The sequence below is a fragment of the Streptomyces sp. NPDC088785 genome (assembly GCF_044750685.1).
In the GTDB taxonomy this organism is placed as follows: domain Bacteria; phylum Actinomycetota; class Actinomycetes; order Streptomycetales; family Streptomycetaceae; genus Streptomyces.
In genome coordinates this window covers 1-14973 of sequence record NZ_JBIVKH010000026.1, presented here as the reverse complement: position 1 = coordinate 14973, position 14973 = coordinate 1, and the positions used below count along the sequence as shown (strand labels likewise).

Annotated in this window: 15 protein-coding genes; 14 read left to right on the top strand and 1 reads right to left on the bottom strand. The window is 73.9% G+C overall.

What is annotated here, in order from left to right:
• The first annotated feature begins 26 nt into the window (after positions 1 to 26).
• From ACIP5K_RS35475 to ACIP5K_RS35460, 4 genes are all read left to right on the top strand, one after another.
• Positions 27 to 842, top strand: a complete 816-nt coding sequence (locus ACIP5K_RS35475; protein ID WP_401416586.1) for a 4'-phosphopantetheinyl transferase family protein — start codon at positions 27 to 29, stop codon at positions 840 to 842.
• Positions 843 to 1001: 159 nt separating this feature from the next.
• On the top strand, positions 1002 to 2546 hold the full coding sequence (locus ACIP5K_RS35470) for a condensation domain-containing protein (RefSeq protein WP_401416584.1): 1545 nt from the start codon (positions 1002 to 1004) through the stop codon (positions 2544 to 2546).
• 98 nt (positions 2547 to 2644) lie between these two features.
• Positions 2645 to 2797, top strand: a complete 153-nt coding sequence (locus tag ACIP5K_RS35465; protein WP_401416582.1) for a hypothetical protein — start codon at positions 2645 to 2647, stop codon at positions 2795 to 2797.
• 181 nt (positions 2798 to 2978) lie between these two features.
• Complete coding sequence (locus tag ACIP5K_RS35460; protein WP_401416580.1) at positions 2979 to 3398, top strand: pyridoxamine 5'-phosphate oxidase family protein; 420 nt, start codon at positions 2979 to 2981, stop codon at positions 3396 to 3398.
• Positions 3399 to 3491: 93 nt separating this feature from the next.
• On the opposite strand, the gene ACIP5K_RS35455 is transcribed toward ACIP5K_RS35460, so the two are convergent.
• A complete protein-coding gene (locus tag ACIP5K_RS35455) occupies positions 3492 to 3980 on the bottom strand; it encodes a nuclear transport factor 2 family protein (RefSeq protein ID WP_401416577.1) in 489 nt (162 codons plus the stop codon).
• A 165-nt stretch (positions 3981 to 4145) separates the two neighbouring features.
• Between ACIP5K_RS35455 and ACIP5K_RS35450 the strand changes: the two genes are divergently transcribed.
• From ACIP5K_RS35450 to ACIP5K_RS35405, 10 genes are all read left to right on the top strand, one after another.
• Positions 4146 to 5624, top strand: coding sequence for an FAD-dependent monooxygenase (locus ACIP5K_RS35450; RefSeq protein ID WP_401416574.1), 1479 nt, complete (start codon positions 4146 to 4148; stop codon positions 5622 to 5624).
• Between the two features lie 53 nt (positions 5625 to 5677).
• Positions 5678 to 6373 (top strand): antibiotic biosynthesis monooxygenase family protein, encoded by a 696-nt coding sequence (locus tag ACIP5K_RS35445; protein ID WP_401416572.1) that lies wholly within the window; start codon positions 5678 to 5680, stop codon positions 6371 to 6373.
• A 275-nt stretch (positions 6374 to 6648) separates the two neighbouring features.
• A complete protein-coding gene (locus tag ACIP5K_RS35440; protein WP_401416570.1) occupies positions 6649 to 6978 on the top strand; it encodes a TcmI family type II polyketide cyclase in 330 nt (109 codons plus the stop codon).
• Complete coding sequence (locus ACIP5K_RS35435) at positions 6975 to 8246, top strand: beta-ketoacyl-[acyl-carrier-protein] synthase family protein (protein ID WP_401416568.1); 1272 nt, start codon at positions 6975 to 6977, stop codon at positions 8244 to 8246. Before ACIP5K_RS35440 ends, ACIP5K_RS35435 begins: the two co-directional genes overlap by 4 nt.
• On the top strand, positions 8243 to 9457 hold the full coding sequence (locus tag ACIP5K_RS35430) for a ketosynthase chain-length factor (RefSeq protein WP_401416566.1): 1215 nt from the start codon (positions 8243 to 8245) through the stop codon (positions 9455 to 9457). Before ACIP5K_RS35435 ends, ACIP5K_RS35430 begins: the two co-directional genes overlap by 4 nt.
• 33 nt (positions 9458 to 9490) lie before the next feature.
• Positions 9491 to 9760, top strand: a complete 270-nt coding sequence (locus ACIP5K_RS35425; RefSeq protein WP_401416565.1) for an acyl carrier protein — start codon at positions 9491 to 9493, stop codon at positions 9758 to 9760.
• A 14-nt stretch (positions 9761 to 9774) separates the two neighbouring features.
• Positions 9775 to 10563 (top strand): 3-oxoacyl-ACP reductase FabG, encoded by a 789-nt coding sequence (gene fabG, locus ACIP5K_RS35420; protein WP_401416562.1) that lies wholly within the window; start codon positions 9775 to 9777, stop codon positions 10561 to 10563.
• Positions 10564 to 10609: 46 nt separating this feature from the next.
• Positions 10610 to 11554, top strand: a complete 945-nt coding sequence (locus ACIP5K_RS35415) for an aromatase/cyclase (protein ID WP_401416560.1) — start codon at positions 10610 to 10612, stop codon at positions 11552 to 11554.
• Between the two features lie 4 nt (positions 11555 to 11558).
• On the top strand, positions 11559 to 13025 hold the full coding sequence (locus ACIP5K_RS35410; protein ID WP_401416557.1) for an FAD-dependent monooxygenase: 1467 nt from the start codon (positions 11559 to 11561) through the stop codon (positions 13023 to 13025).
• A 124-nt stretch (positions 13026 to 13149) separates the two neighbouring features.
• Positions 13150 to 14673, top strand: coding sequence for an FAD-dependent monooxygenase (locus ACIP5K_RS35405; protein ID WP_401416554.1), 1524 nt, complete (start codon positions 13150 to 13152; stop codon positions 14671 to 14673).
• Positions 14674 to 14973: the final 300 nt, after the last annotated feature.

Below are 14973 nucleotides of genomic sequence, written 5' to 3'. Positions count from 1 at the left end.
CGGGGACGACACCCAGGGAGACGACGATGGACCGCGTGACATGCGCGCCGCCCCTGCACGTGCCGCGGCCGGCCGGCCCCTGGACAGGGGTCCGCCACCACCTGGCGCAACGGGGCAACGCACTGGTCCACACCACGTGGAGCGAGTGGCTGCCCAGCGTGCTCACCAACCCCCGGCTCAGACAGCTCCTCGGCCAGGACTGGGACCGCTACCGGCGCACCCCCGACCCCGCCGTGCGCCACCGCTTCGCCGCGGCCCGCCTGCTCATCAAGTACACCGCGGGCGCGGCCCTGGACACCGAGCCCGAACACCTCGACCTCGCCTACCGGCTGGGCGGCCGGCCCTACCTGCGCGGCCTGGACCAGATCGACCTGAGCCTGACCCACACCGGCGACGTCATCGCGGTCGGCATCAGCCGCACCGGCCGGATCGGCGTGGACATCGAGTTCGCCGACCGCTTCGTACGCCTGGACCTGCTGCACCGCCGCATCCTGACCCCGGCCGAGGCCGACGAACTGGCCGCCCTGCCCGCCGACCAGCGCACCGCCCGCACCCTGCGCCTGTGGACACTGAAGGAGGCCTACAGCAAAGCCCTCGGCCAGGGACTGCGCCTGGGCTTCAGCGAGTTCGGCTTCAGCCGCGGCGGCACCCTGCTGGCCCCCGACGGCAGCGCGGCCAGCCGCGGCGAATGGGGCTTCGCCACCTACTCCGTCCTGGACCGCTACCTGCTCAGCGTCGCCTGCCACGACGCGGGGCTGTCCCCGGCCGGCGACACCTCGGTGGGCACCATGCTGGACCCCGGCTTCCTGTCGGTGATGACCCAGAGCCCGCCCCCCGGCTGACCCCTCCAGCGCCGCCCGGCCGCCTCCCGCCCCGCTCTCGAGCCGTGTCAGGCGGCCGTCAGCGCCGTGTCGCCGCGGCCCTGCACGATGGGCCCGGGTGCCCCGCGCCCCGGGCCCGCCGCCACGTCGCGGGCCCGCTTTCGCGAGAAGGGACGAGCCATGGCGAGGCAGAGCCGCCCACGCCGTGTGCGGATCCGCACCGGCCCACGCCCGGCGCCCCCCGCACGCAGGGCGCTGCCCTCCGCGCCCGCGCCCGCCCACCAGCGGGCCGTCCTGCTCGACGCCCGCACCGACCGGCACAGCGGCCGCCACGTGGAACAGCTGTGGTGGCACTGGTACGGGCCGCTGGACCTCGAACGCCTCACCGCCGCCTGGCAGTCCGTCGTCGCCCGCGAATCCGTGCTGCGCGCCGCCTTCGAGAAGGAACCCTCGCCCCGCTTCGTCTTCCGCGACCACGCCCGCGTCGAAGTCACCCGCCACCGCGCGGACACCACCGACTGGGACGGCCTGCTGGCCCGCGACCGGCTGCGCGGCTTCGACGTGAGCAGGCCCTGCCCGCTGCGCGTCACCGTCGTCGACGGCCCCGACGGCCCCGACGGCCCCGACGGCCCCGACGGCCCCGACGCCACCGGCGACACCGGCGACACCGGCGACACCGGCGGCGCAAGCCACACCGGCGACACCGGCGACACCGGCGACACCGGTGCCGGCGGCGGGATCCGTGTGCTGCTCACCTTCCACCACGGCCTGCTCGACGCGTGGAGCGTCTTCGTGCTGCTGGAGGAGTTCGGCCGGGCCTACCTCGCCGACGGCACCCTGCCCGGCGGCGAACGCCGCCCCGACCTCGGCGACTGGGCCCGCTGGATCCAGCACCAGGACCCGGCCGCCGCCCAGGGGCTCATCGGCCGCACCCTGCCCCCCGAACCGGCCGCCGTCCTGCCCGGCCTGCCCGGCCCCGGCACCGCCCGCACCGGCTGCGGCCGCACCGAGACCCGCCTGAGCACCGCCCAGGCCGGCCGGCTGCGGCACTGGGCCGACACCCTGGCCCTGCCCGAGTCCAGCGTCCTGCACGCCGCCTGGGCCCTGCTGCTGTACCGGGCCGCGGACGTCCCGCACAGCGCCGCCGTCCGCTTCAACATCACCACCTCCGGCCGCGGCATCGCCCTGGACGCGGCCGAACGCCTCGTCGGACCGCTGCGCACCTGCCTGCCCGCCGCCGTGCGCGTCGACCCCCGCCACCGCCTGGACCGGCTGCTGACCGCGCTGCGCGACCAGGCCCTGGACCTGGCCGCCTACGAATGGCTGTCCACCGCCCAGATCAGCCAGTGGGAGCGGGCCGGCGACCTCGTCCTGCCCGACAGCACGGTCTGCGTCGAGACCCAGGCCCGCCCCCGGCCGGGCCTGCGCGCCGCCCTGGGCGCCGCCGGCATCCGCTTCGGCACCCCGCACGCCACCGGCGCCCACACCCTGCTCTCGATCGCCCTGCTGGCCCGCCACGCCCGCGACGGCTCCCTGATCCTGACCGCCCTGTACGACCGGGCCCGGCTGCGCGAGAGCGACGCCCGTCTGCTCCTGGCCCAGTACGGGCGGCTGCTGGCGCATCTGCCGGCGGCCGGCGGGGCCAGGACCGTCGCCGAGGTCCTCGACGTGCTGGCGGCCGAGCCGGTCCCGCGCATCGCACCCCCGCCGGCCCCCGCGCCCTGATGCCTCCGCCCGCGCTCCACACCGCGTCGACCGTCTCGCGAGCGGACGTCGACACCCTTGAGCGACCAACCACGGATCGACCACGAGGGAGCCGCCGCATGCATGAGCGCTCGGACATCCGGGGGATCGGGTTCAGGGAGATCGACATGGCGGTCTTCGGACTGGTGCCGGTGGGCGCGCCCCCGCTGCGGCTGGCCGGAGCCGACGAGGACGACGAGGACGAGCCCGTCATCGTCCGCGGCATCGACTGACCTCCCGCACCCGCACCCCGCACCGCCCGCACCGTTACCGCCCGTACCGCCCGTACCGTCCGGCACCGTCGTCCGGCGGCGGCCCCGAGCCCGCCTCGAGGCCACCGCGAGACGACGGTGCCACGCTGTCCCGAGCGCGCCGCGCCACCGCGCCCCCGACGCACATCGAAGGATGCCCACCATGTCGCTGCCGCAGCACGACCCGGCCGCCCCGGCGGTGCCCCGCGCGGTGGAGGACTACCTCCACGACGCCCGGCACGTCGCGGTGTTCACCACGCTCCGCCCCGACGGCACCCTGCACGCGGCCCCCGTGCGCTTCACCTGGGAGGCCGCCTCCGGCCTGGCCCGGGTCCTGACCGTGGCCTCCTCGCGCAAGGCCCGCAACCTGCTGGCCGCCCCCGGCGGCCGGGCCGCCCTGTGCCAGGTCGACGGCTTCGCCTGGGCCACCCTCGAAGGCACCGCCACCGTCGTCACCGACCCCGCCCGCATCGAGCGCGGCGTGCGCCTGTACGCCAAGCGGTACTGGTCGGCGCCGCCCGCCCCCGCCGACCGCGTCGTCATCGAGATCGCCGTCGACCGGGTCCTCAGCCTCAACCTCTGAACCCCCGCACCCCAGCCCCCGGCACCCGCAGAGCCCCGGCCCGCGCACGCGGACCGGGGCTCTGCCCGGATACGGCACCCGAAGGGCGGATGCTCAGGGGCGCGGCGGCGGCGAGCCCTGCGCCCACAGCAGCCGGAAGGACAGCCGCGACAGCCGCCAGCCCTCGGCCGTGCGCCGCGCCCGCCCGTCCACGAACGTGCCGGTCACGAACAGCGGCGCCGGCGCGCCCTCGCCCGAGAGGTGCCGCGCGTGGTGCACGTGCGTCGAGATCAGGTTCGCGCGCAGCACGGCCTGCTCCCCGTCCAGCTCCACGACGGCCGGGCCGCCCAGATGCTGGGTCCCGGCGAACGCCGACAGCGCCGCGGCGTGATAGCCGGCCATGCCCGCGACCCCCTCGTGCTCGCTCATCGGGAAGACGACGGCCGCGTCCTGCGTGAACAGGCTCCGCGCCCAGGCGTCGTCCAGCTCCTCGTCGTCGAGCGTCACGAAATAACGCGCGAGGAGATCCGCGACACCGGCCCGCGCCGCGAGAGAATCTTCTGTGCCGGCCCCGGATTCAGCCGCGATGTAAGTGGAAGTCATACGTGAGAATGCCGCCGCACCGGCGCCGCAAAGCAAGAGCCCTGACAAAGATCTGACGTTCCCGCAGTATTCTTGCCATTCCGTGTCGAAGATCTGTACTGAACCCTATTTACGACACCCGCACGCCCTCTCGATACTGGCGGAACACCAGTGGGAAGAGGGCATATGAACATCTATGACGCGGACGTCATTGTGGTGGGAGCCGGTCCCACCGGACTGATGCTCGCAGGAGAATTGAGACTCAATGGAGTCTCCGTCATCGTGCTTGACAGGCTGGCCGAACCCATTCAGCAGTCCCGCGCCCTGGGATTCTCGGCACGCACCATCGAGGAATTCGCGCAGCGCGGCCTCATCGAACGGTTCGGCGAGGTCGCCACCATCCCGGTGGGCCACTTCGGCGGCGTACCGCTCGACTACCAGGTCATCGAGGGCGGCTCGTTCGGCGCCCGCGGCATCCCGCAGGCCCGCACCGAGGGCATCCTCGGCGGCCGGGCCCGGGAACTGGGCGCCGACATCCGCCGCGGCGCGGAGGTCACCGCGCTGCACCAGGACAGCGACGGCGTACGCGTCGAGCTCGCCGGCGCCGGGGACACGGCACCGCTGCGCGCCCGCTACGTGGTGGGCTGCGACGGCGCCCGCAGCGCCGTGCGCACCCTCAGCGGCATCGACTTCCCCGGCACCAGCGCCACCATCGAGCTGCGCTTCGCCGACGTCTCCGGAGTGCGGCTGCGCCCCCGCTTCAGCGGCGAGAGCGTCCCCGGCGGCATGGTCATGGTGATGCCGCTGGGCCCCGACCGCAGCCGCATCATCTACTTCGACCGCGCCGAGCCGCTGCGCACCAGCACGGAGCCGATCACGTTCGAGGAGGTCACCGAGGCGTTCGAGCGCCTGTCCGGCGAGGACCTCACCGGCGCGGTCCCGCTGTGGGTGTCCTCCACCACCGACGTCAGCCGGCAGGCCGTCAGCTACCGCTCGGGCCGGGTCCTGCTGGCCGGCGACGCCGCCCACATCCACCTGCCCATCGGCGCCCAGGGCATGAGCGCGGGCATCCAGGACGCGGTCAACCTGGGCTGGAAGCTGGCCCTGGAGGTCAAGGGCCGCGCCCCGCAGGACCTGCTGGACACCTACCACGGCGAACGCCACCCGGTGGGCGCCCGCATCCTGACCAACACCCTGGCCCAGCGCACCCTGTACCTGGGCGGCGACGAGGTCGCCCCGCTGCGCGAGCTGTTCGGCGAACTGCTCACCGGCCACGAGTCCGTGCGCCGCCACCTGGCGGGCATGGTCACCGGCCTGGACATCCGCCACGACGTCGGCGGCGGCGACCACCCGCTGCTGGGCCGGCGCCTGCCCGAGCGCGACCTGGTCGTCGAGGGGGAGAAGGTCTCCAGCTTCTCCCTGCTGCACGCCGGGCGCGCCGTGCTGCTCGACCTGGGCGGCGCCGCCCTGCACGAGACCGCCGCCGGCTGGCGCGAGCACGTCGACGTGGTCGCCGCCGAGTTCGACTGCGACACCCCCGTCGACGGCATCCTCGTACGCCCCGACGGCTACGTCGCCTGGGCGGCCGCCACCGGCGCCGGCGCCGACGGCCTCACCGAGGCCCTCACCCGCTGGTTCGGCCCCGCCGACCGCACCGCCGCCTGAACACCCCCATTCCTCACCGTCGTTCGTACCTCCAACAGGAAGCGCAGGAAACCATGCCCACCGTCTCCGTGGACGCCCAGCACCTCACCGTCCTCAACCTGTTCACCACCGACGCCCCTGAGAAGCAGGACTCCCTGATCCAGGAGATGACGAAGATCGTCAACGCGGCGACCTACGAGGGCTGGATGTCCTCCACCGTGCACGCCGGCGTGGACAGCCCCGGCACGGCCAACTTCATCCAGTGGCGCAGTGGCGAGGACCTCGAGAAGCGCTACGCGGGCGAGGAGTTCAAGCACCGCACCCTGCCCGTCTTCGGCGAGATCACCACCTCGATCCGGCTGCTGCAGAACGAGGTCGTCTACACCCTCACCAGCGAGGGCCCCAACACCGACCTGACGATCTGCCCCAAGCGCGGCAACTACACCGTCATCACCATCTACAAGGTCGACGCCGCCAACCAGGACGAGCTCATCGACGCGCTCGGCCCGGCCCAGGCCGGCATCGTCGACGCCCCCGGCTTCCGCGGCCACATCGTCCTCAAGGGCCTGCGCGCCCGCGGCCTGGACGGCTCCTTCGTCGTCTCCTACTCCCAGTGGGAGAGCAAGGAGATCTACGACGGTCACCGCGCGCTGCCCGAGGAGCAGTGGCCCGAGGGCCGCCAGAAGGCCCAGGCCCGCATCGACGCCGTCGCCCTCGACGTCGACTCCAACACCTACGAGGTCGTCCTGACCCGGGCCGCCGGGGAGTGAGACGGCGGCGGGGGCCGCGCCCGCACGGCGCAGCCCCCGCCCCCCCCGGCACCGCCCGCCACCGGCGGGTGGGGGCCCGGCCCCGCCACGGGACCGGGCCCCCACCCGCCGTGCTGCCCTTTTCCGGTCCGACACGGCTCAGGCGGCACTCCGGTGCCGCCCGTGCCAGGCGCTATCACCGGGCCGCACCGTCGACAGCGGCGGTCCGCACCGGATCGCCCGCCGCCCCGCCGGGCGCGCGACCCCCCTCACGCATCTGCCGAGGAGCCACACCTATGCACAGCACGCTGATAGTCGCCCGGATGGCAGCCGCGTCGGGCACCGACGTGGCCCAGCTCTTCACCGACTTCGACGCCACCGACATGCCCCACCGCATGGGGACCCGCCGCCGCCAGCTCTTCGCCTACCGGGGCCTGTACTTCCACCTCCAGGACTTCGACGAGGACAACGGCGGCGACCTGATCGAGGCCGCCAAGAGCGACGAGCGCTTCGTCCGCATCAGCGACGACCTCAAGCCGTTCATCGAGGCCTACGACCCCGCCACCTGGCGCTCGCCGGCCGACGCCATGGCCAAGCGCTTCTACCACTGGGAGGCATCGGCGTGAGCCGCCGACGAGTTGTCATCACCGGCATCGAAGTGATCGCACCGGGCGGGGTCGGCCGGGAGAACTTCTGGGACCTGCTCAGCAACGGGCGCACCGCCACCCGCGGCATCACCTTCTTCGACCCCAGCCCCTTCCGCTCCCGGGTCGCCGCCGAGGCCGACTTCGACCCCTACGCCCACGGGCTGAGCCCGCAGGAGGTCCGCCGCCTGGACCGGGCCGCCCAGTTCGCCGTCGTCGCCTCCCGCGCCGCCGTCGCCGACAGCGGCATCGACCTCACCGACGTCGACCCGCACCGCGTCGGCGTCACCGTCGGCAGCGCCGTCGGCGCCACCATGGGCCTGGACCAGGAGTACCGGGTCGTCAGCGACGGCGGCCGCCTGGACCTGGTCAACCACGAGTACGCCGTGCCGCACCTGTACGACTACATGGTGCCCAGCTCCTTCGCCGCGGAAGTGGCCTGGGCGGTCGGCGGCGAAGGACCCAGCAGCGTGGTGTCCACCGGCTGCACCTCCGGCATCGACTCCGTCGGCTACGCCGTCGAACTCGTGCGCGAGGGCACCGCCGACATCGTCATCGCCGGCTCCTCCGACGCCCCCATCTCACCCATCACCATGGCCTGCTTCGACGCGATCAAGGCCACCACCCCGCGCTACGACGACCCCGGCTGCGCCTCGCGCCCCTTCGACGCGACCCGCAACGGCTTCGTCCTGGGCGAGGGGGCCGCCTTCTTCGTCCTGGAGGAGTACGAGAGCGCCAAGCGGCGCGGCGCGCACATCTACGCCGAGATCGCCGGCTACGCCACCCGCTCCAACGCCTACCACATGACCGGGCTGCGGCCCGACGGCGTGGAGATGTCCGCGGCGATCACCCTCGCCCTCGACGAGGCCCGCCTCAACCCCGACGCCGTCGACTACGTCAACGCCCACGGCTCGGGCACCAAGCAGAACGACCGCCACGAGACGGCGGCCTTCAAACTCAGCCTGGGCGACCACGCCTACCGCACCCCCGTCAGCTCCATCAAGTCGATGGTCGGGCACTCGCTCGGCGCGATCGGCTCCATCGAGATCGCCGCGTCGGCGCTGGCCATGGAGTACGACGTCGTCCCGCCGACCGCCAACCTGACCGAGCCCGACCCCGAGTGCGACCTCGACTACGTCCCGCGCGACGCCCGCGACCAGCTGGTCGACGTCGTGCTGACGGTCGGCAGCGGATTCGGCGGGTTCCAGAGCGCGATGGTGCTCGCCCGACCGGAGAGGAGCCTCGTATGACCGCCCCCGTGGTGGTGACCGGACTGGGCGTCACCGCGCCCAACGGCCTGGGCACCAACGCCTACTGGTCGGCGACGCTCGGCGGCAAGCACGGCATCGGCCGCATCACCCGCTTCGACCCCTCCTCCTACCCCGCCCGGCTGGCGGGGGAGGTCCCCGGCTTCGAGGCGTCCGAGCACCTGCCCAGCCGGCTGCTGCCGCAGACCGACCGGGTCACCCGCCTGGCACTGGTGGCCACCGACTGGGCGCTCGCCGACGCCGGCGCCGACCCGCGCGAACTGCCCGAGTTCGACATGGGCGTCATCACCGCCTCCGCCGCCGGCGGCTTCGAGTTCGGCCAGGGCGAACTGCAGAGCCTGTGGAGCCGCGGCAGCCAGTACGTCAGCGCCTACCAGTCCTTCGCCTGGTTCTACGCCGTCAACAGCGGCCAGATCTCCATCCGCAACGGCATGAAGGGCCCCTCCGGGGTGGTGGTCAGCGAGGGCGCCGGCGGCCTCGACGCCGTCGCCCAGGCCCGCCGCCAGATCCGCAAGGGCACCTCGCTGATCGTCACCGGCGCCGTCGACGCCTCGATCTGCCCCTGGGGCTGGGTCGCCCAGCTGAGCACCGGCAAGCTGTCCACCAGCGACGAACCCGACCGCGCCTACCTGCCCTTCGACCGCGACGCCCGCGGCTACGTGCCCGGCGAGGGCGGCGCCATCCTCATCAGCGAGGACGCCGACGCCGCCCGCGCCCGCGGCGCCCGCATCTACGGCGAGATCGCCGGCTACGGGGCCACCACCGACCCCCGCCCCGGCAGCGGCCGCGAACCCGGCCTGCGCAAGGCCATCGAGATCGCGCTCGCCGACGCCGGCACCGACGCCGCCGACGTGGACGTCGTCTTCGCCGACGGCGCCGGCGACCCGGCCGCCGACCTCGTCGAGGCCACCGCCATCGGCACCGTCTTCGGCGACCACGCCGTGCCCGTCACCGTGCCCAAGACGATGACCGGCCGGCTGTACTCCGGAGCGGCCCCGCTGGACCTGGCGGCCGCGTTCCTCGCCATCCGCGACGGCGTCATCCCGCCCACCGTGCACGTCGAGCCGTGCACCGACTACCCGCTCGACCTCGTCCTGGCCGAGCCCCGCCCGGCCCCCGTGCGCACCGCGCTGGTCCTGGCCCGCGGCCGCGGCGGATTCAACTCCGCCATGGTCGTACGCGCCGCGCACTGAGCCCCGCACCCACCACCCGAAGGGAAACCATCCATGAGCGCCAAGCTGTTCACCCTCGACGACCTTAAGCGCACCCTGCTGGAGGCCGCGGGCGTCGCCGAGGGCGTGGACCTCGACGCCGACATCCTCGACACCGAGTTCGACGTCATCGGCTACGAGTCCCTCGCCCTGCTGGAGACCGGCAGCCTCATCGAGCGCGAGTACGGCATATCCCTCGACGAGGAGGCGGTCGGCGAGGCCAACACCCCGCGCGCCTTCATCGAGGTCGTCAACGCCCAGCTCGTGCCCGCCACCGCAGCCTAGAAGGAGTCCCCGGCATGACGCTCAACACCACTCCCCGCGTCGCCCTGGTCACCGGCGCCACCAGCGGCATCGGCCTGGCCTCGGCCCGGCTGCTGGCCGCCGCCGGCCACCAGGTCTTCATCGGCGCCCGCAACGCCGCCAACGTCGCCGCCACCGTCAAGCAGCTCCAGGACGAGGGCCTGGACGTCGACGGCAGCGACCTCGACGTGCGCGACGTCGTCTCCGTCGAGGCGTTCGTCCAGGCCGCCGTCGACCGGTTCGGCACCGTCGACGTCCTGGTCAACAACGCCGGCCGCTCCGGCGGCGGCCCCACCGCCGACATCACCGACGAGCTGTGGCAGGACGTCATCGACACCAACCTCAACAGTGTCTTCCGCGTCACCCGCGCCGTACTGAACGCCGGCGGCATGCGCGGCAAGGACCGCGGCCGCATCATCAACATCGCCTCCACCGCCGGCAAGCAGGGCGTCGTGCTCGGCGCCCCCTACTCGGCGTCCAAGCACGGCGTCGTCGGCTTCACCAAGGCCCTGGGCAACGAACTCGCCCCCACCGGCATCACCGTCAACGCGGTCTGCCCCGGCTACGTCGAGACGCCCATGGCGCAGAAGGTCCGCCAGGGCTACGCGGCCGCCTACGACACCTCCGAGGACGCCATCCTCGAGAAGTTCCAGGCCAAGATCCCCCTGGGCCGCTACTCCACCCCCGAGGAGGTCGCCGGCCTCGTCGGCTACCTGGCCTCCGACACCGCCGCCTCCATCACCGCGCAGGCCCTCAACGTCTGCGGCGGCCTGGGCAACTTCTAGCCCCCCGCCCCCCACCCCGCCCCACCCAGCAGGAGGAGAACACCCCATGACCACCCGCGAGGTCGAGCACGAGATCACCATCGGGGCACCGGCTGCCGCGGTGTACGACCTGCTCGCCGACGTCACCAACTGGCCGCGCGTCTTCCCGCCCACCATCCACGTCGACCGCGTCGAGGCCGACGGCGACCAGGAGCGCATCCAGATCTGGGCCACCGCCAACGGCGAACCCAAGAACTGGTCCTCGCGCCGCACCCTGGACGCCGCCGGCCTGCGCATCACCTTCCGCCAGGAGGTCTCCGCACCTCCCGTCCACCACATGGGCGGCACCTGGATCATCGAACCGCTCGGCGAGAACACCTCCCGGGTGCGGCTGCTGCACGACTACAGCGCGATCGGCGACGACCCGCACGACCTGCTGTGGATCGAACGCGCCGTCGACAAGAACAGCCGCTCGGAACTGGCCGCCCTCAAGGACAACGTCGAGCAGGTCCACGCCGCCGACGCCGAGGAGCTGACCTTCTCCTTCGTCGACACCGTCCGCATCGACGGCACCGCCAAGGACGCCTTCGACTTCGTCAACGAGGCCCACCTGTGGGCCGAACGGCTCCCGCACGTGGCCACCGTCCGCCTCACCGAGGACACCCCCGGCCTGCAGGAACTGGAGATGGACACCCGCGCCAAGGACGGCTCCACCCACACCACCAAGTCCTACCGGGTCGTCTTCCCCCACCACAAGATCGCCTACAAGCAGGTCACCCTGCCCGCGCTGATGACCCTGCACACCGGCGAGTGGACCTTCCAGGAGACGGCCGAGGGCACCCTGGCCTCCTCCCAGCACACCGTCACCCTCAACACCGCCAACATCGCCCGGATCCTGGGCGACGACGCCACCGTCGCCGACGCCCGCGCCTACGTGCACACCGCGCTGTCCACCAACAGCAGCGCCACGCTGGCCCACGCCAAGGCCCACGCCGAGCAGCTGAAGGCCTGAGACGATGGCACCGGACCACGTGGAAGCCGACGTCGTCGTCGTCGGAGCCGGCCCCGTCGGGCTGCTGCTCGCCGGAGAACTGGCCCTCGGCGGCGCCGACGTGGTCGTGGTGGAGAGACGGCGGGCCCCCACCAACGAATCACGCGCCTCCACCCTGCACGCCCGCACCATGGAGATCCTCGACAGCCGCGGCCTGCTGCCCGACATCGGCACCCCGCCCCACGAGCCGCGCGGCCACTTCGGCGGCCTGCCCATGGACCTGACCCTGCCCGGCCCCTACCCCGGCCAGTGGAAGGTGCCGCAGGTCAAGACCGAGGCGGTGCTCGAGGAATGGGCGATCTCCCTGGGCGCCCACATCCGCTGCGGCCACGAGGTGTCGGCCGTCACCGACACCGGCGACGCCGTCGAGACCCTCGCCCGGGGCCGCGACGGCGTCCTGCGCCTGCGCAGCCGCTACCTGGTGGCCTGCGACGGCGAGGACAGCACCGTACGCACCCTGACCGCGGCCGACTTCCCCGGCCAGGACGCCGGCCGCGAACTGCTGCGCGCCGACGTCGCGGGCATCGACATCCCCGACCGCCGCTTCCAGCGCCTCGAACACGGCCTGGCCATCGCCGCGCGCCGCCCCGACGGCGTCACCCGGGTGATGGTCCACGAGTTCGGCTCGCAGGCCGCACCGCGCACCGGGCCCGCCGCCTTCGAGGAGATCGCCACCGTCTGGAAACGGGTCACCACCGAGGACATCAGCGCCGGCACCCCGCTGTGGGTCAACTCCTTCGGCGACGCCTCCCGGCAGCTGGCCCGCTACCGCCACGGCCGGATCCTGTTCGCCGGGGACGCCGCCCACCGCCAGATGCCGATCGGCGGCCAGGCCCTCAACCTCGGCCTGGCCGACGCCTTCAACCTCGGCTGGAAACTGGCCCTGCACCTGCGCGGCGCCGCCCCCGACGGCCTCCTCGACAGCTACCACGACGAACGCCACCCCGTCGGCCACGCCGTCCTGGCCAACATCCGCGCCCAGGCCCTGATGCTGCTGGGCCCCGCCGAAGTGGAGCCGCTGCGCACCGCGTTCGCCGAACTGCTCGCCCTGGAGGACACCCGCACCCACCTCGCCGGCATGATCAGCGGCCTGGGCGTGCGCTACCCCGCCCACCCCGACGCGCACCCGCTGACCGGCACCCGGCTGGCCGACACCGTGCTGCTGACCGGCGAGGGCACCGTCACCACCACCGAACTCCTGCGCGGCGGCCGCGGAATCCTCCTGGACCTGCGCACCGGCACCACCCGCCCGCCCGGCGCCGGCGCCTGGCACGACCGGATCACCGCCCTGGCCGCCACCCCGCCGCAGGACAGCGCCCTGCACGGCCTGCACCGCGTCCTGCTGCGCCCCGACGGCCACGTCGCCTGGGCCGGCACCGACGACGACGGCCTGACCCGCGCCCTGCGGCACTGGTTCGGCCCCGCCGCCTGAAAAAAAGCACACCCGCGACACCCGGGAAGAAGCACACCCGCGCACGAAGCAGACGCCGGCCCGTCCGGCGCGCAGCCCCCCACCGCACCACCTCCACCAGCCGATTTCAGAGAAAGGTGAACCCATGCAAGGGACCGACACAGCGGTGGACACCGACGTCATCGTCGTCGGCGCCGGGCCGACGGGCCTCATGCTCGCCGCAGAGCTGCGCCTGGGCGGGGCCCGCGTCGTGGTCGTCGAGAAGCTGACCGAGCCCACCCACCAGTCACGCGGCCTGGGCTTCACCGCCCGCACCATGGAGGTCTTCGACCAGCGCGGCCTGCTGCCCCGCTGGGGGTCGCTGGAGACGATGCCGGTGGGCCACTTCGGCGGCGTCCAGTTCGACTTCACCGCCCTGCCCGACGGCCACTTCGGCGCCCGCGGAGTACTCCAGTGGCGCACCGAGGAGGTCCTGGAGGAGTGGGCCGGCGAACTCGGCGCGGACATCCGGCGCGGCTGGGCGTTCGAGGAGATCGCCGACGGCTTCCTCGACGGCGACAGCGTCACCGTCACCCTGAGCACCCCCGACGGCCCCCGCCGGCTGCGCGCCTCCTACCTGGTGGCCTGCGACGGCTCGCGCAGCGCCGTGCGCCGGGCCGCCGGCTTCGACTTCCCCGGCACCCCCGCGACCCGCAAGATGTACCTGGCCGACGTCTTCGGCTGCGAACTGCGCCCGCGCTACCTCGGCGAGCGGCTGCCCGGCGGCATGGTGATGGTGGGCCCGCTGGGCGACGGCGTCAGCCGCATCATCGCCTGCCCGCACGGCACGCCCGCCAGCGACCGCGACGCCACCGTCGACTTCCAGGAGGTCGCCGACGCCTGGCAGCAGATCACCGGCGAGGACATCCACCACGGCGACGCGACCTGGGTCAGCTCCTTCACCGACGCCACCCGCCAGGCCGCCGAGTACCGGCGCGGCCGGGTCCTGGTGGCCGGCGACGCCGCCCACATCCACCTGCCCGCCGGCGGCCAGGGACTGAGCACCGGCGTGCAGGACGCGGTCAACCTCGGCTGGAAGCTGGCCTCGGTGGTCGCCGGCCGGGCCCCCGCCGGCCTCCTGGACAGCTACCACGGCGAACGGCACCCCGTCGGACGCCGGCTGCTGATGAACACCCGCGCCCAGGGCCAGGTCTTCCTGGGCGGCGAGGCCTCCGAGCCGCTGCGCGAGCTGTTCACCGAACTGATCGAGCACGACGTGGTCCGCCGCCACCTGGCCGGCATCGTCAGCCACCTCGACGTCCACTACCCCCTGGAGGGGCCCGTCGGCGACGCCGCGCACCCGCTGCTGGGCCGGCGCCTGCCGCCGCGGCTGCTGGCGGACGCCACCGGCGAGCGGCCCACCACCGAACTGCTGCACCCCGCCCACGGAGTCCTCCTCGACCTCGCCGACGACGCCCCGCTGCGCGCCGCCGCCCAGGGGTACGGCGGCCGGGTGGACGTGGTCAGCGCGCAGGTCAAGCCGGGCGACGGACCCGAGATCGACCCGCTGGCCGACACCACGGCCCTGCTGGTGCGCCCCGACGGGCACGTCGCCTGGGCGGCCACCACCGCCACGCAGGCCCACGACCTGCCGCAGGCCCTGGAGCGCTGGTTCGGCCCCGCCGCCTGACCCGCCGCACCCGCTCGACACGGACCCCGGGACGCACCCAGCGCCCCGGGGTCCCCCCGTGCCCCCACCCCCGGCCGGCGGCCGGCGGCCGGGGGCCGGGGGTGGGGGCACGCGCCGCGGCCCCGGGCGCGGGGGGGGGGGGGGGGGGGGGGGCGGGGGGGGGGGGGGGGGGGGGGGGGGGGTGGGGGGGGGGGGGGGGGCGGCTGGGTGGGGCCGTCCGGTACGGGGAGGTGGCGCCGTTCGCCGTCGGGCAGGACGGCGATGTGCGGGACGTCGGCGCGCGGCACGTACGCGGCCTCG

Coding starts and splice junctions, on each gene's coding strand:
- ACIP5K_RS35475 (WP_401416586.1), top strand. CDS start 27: ATGGACCGCGTGACATGCGCGCCGCCCCTGCACGTGCCGCGGCCGGCC.
- ACIP5K_RS35445 (WP_401416572.1), top strand. CDS start 5,678: ATGCCCACCGTCTCCGTGGACGCCCAGCACCTCACCGTCCTCAACCTG.
- ACIP5K_RS35450 (WP_401416574.1), top strand. CDS start 4,146: ATGAACATCTATGACGCGGACGTCATTGTGGTGGGAGCCGGTCCCACC.
- ACIP5K_RS35410 (WP_401416557.1), top strand. CDS start 11,559: ATGGCACCGGACCACGTGGAAGCCGACGTCGTCGTCGTCGGAGCCGGC.
- fabG (WP_401416562.1), top strand. CDS start 9,775: ATGACGCTCAACACCACTCCCCGCGTCGCCCTGGTCACCGGCGCCACC.
- ACIP5K_RS35440 (WP_401416570.1), top strand. CDS start 6,649: ATGCACAGCACGCTGATAGTCGCCCGGATGGCAGCCGCGTCGGGCACC.
- ACIP5K_RS35425 (WP_401416565.1), top strand. CDS start 9,491: ATGAGCGCCAAGCTGTTCACCCTCGACGACCTTAAGCGCACCCTGCTG.
- ACIP5K_RS35460 (WP_401416580.1), top strand. CDS start 2,979: ATGTCGCTGCCGCAGCACGACCCGGCCGCCCCGGCGGTGCCCCGCGCG.
- ACIP5K_RS35465 (WP_401416582.1), top strand. CDS start 2,645: ATGCATGAGCGCTCGGACATCCGGGGGATCGGGTTCAGGGAGATCGAC.
- ACIP5K_RS35415 (WP_401416560.1), top strand. CDS start 10,610: ATGACCACCCGCGAGGTCGAGCACGAGATCACCATCGGGGCACCGGCT.
- ACIP5K_RS35470 (WP_401416584.1), top strand. CDS start 1,002: ATGGCGAGGCAGAGCCGCCCACGCCGTGTGCGGATCCGCACCGGCCCA.
- ACIP5K_RS35405 (WP_401416554.1), top strand. CDS start 13,150: ATGCAAGGGACCGACACAGCGGTGGACACCGACGTCATCGTCGTCGGC.
- ACIP5K_RS35430 (WP_401416566.1), top strand. CDS start 8,243: ATGACCGCCCCCGTGGTGGTGACCGGACTGGGCGTCACCGCGCCCAAC.
- ACIP5K_RS35455 (WP_401416577.1), bottom strand. CDS start 3,980: ATGACTTCCACTTACATCGCGGCTGAATCCGGGGCCGGCACAGAAGAT.